This window comes from Gilvimarinus gilvus, assembly GCF_030518155.1.
GTDB classification, from domain to species: Bacteria; Pseudomonadota; Gammaproteobacteria; order Pseudomonadales; family Cellvibrionaceae; genus Gilvimarinus; species Gilvimarinus gilvus.
The window spans coordinates 1-380 of record NZ_JAULRU010000146.1 but is presented as its reverse complement, the minus strand read 5'-3'; the positions used below and the strand labels follow the sequence as shown (position 1 = coordinate 380).

The following is a 380-nucleotide window of genomic DNA, read 5'->3' as shown; positions in this document are numbered from 1 at the left end:
AACAACCCGGCCTGGCGCGGCCTGTTGCGCTCGCTGCGGGCCCTGGCTGCCAACCTGGCCACGCTCGACCGCCTGCTCAGTGCCGCGAGCAACCCCGACAGCCTGGCCGACGCCAGTGACAGCAGCCTGCTCGACCGCTCGCCACGCTCGCTCAAAGACGTGTGGACGCGCCTGCGTACCCAGCTGACACCCACGTCGCTGCTGTTCCGGCATGCCTTGCGCCTGCCCCTGGCACTGTCGATTGGCTACGGCATGGTGCACCTGATCCACCCCACCCAGGGCTACTGGATCATCCTCACCACCCTGTTCGTCTGCCAGCCCAACTACGGTGCGACCCGGCGCAAGCTGGTGCAGCGCATTTTCGGCACGGCCATTGGCCT

General features: G+C 67.9%; 1 protein-coding gene. It reads left to right on the top strand.

Annotation, left to right across the window (positions count from 1 at the left end):
* On the top strand, positions 1-380 hold a 380-nt coding region (locus QWI17_RS00885), incomplete at both ends, for an FUSC family protein (protein ID WP_302720601.1).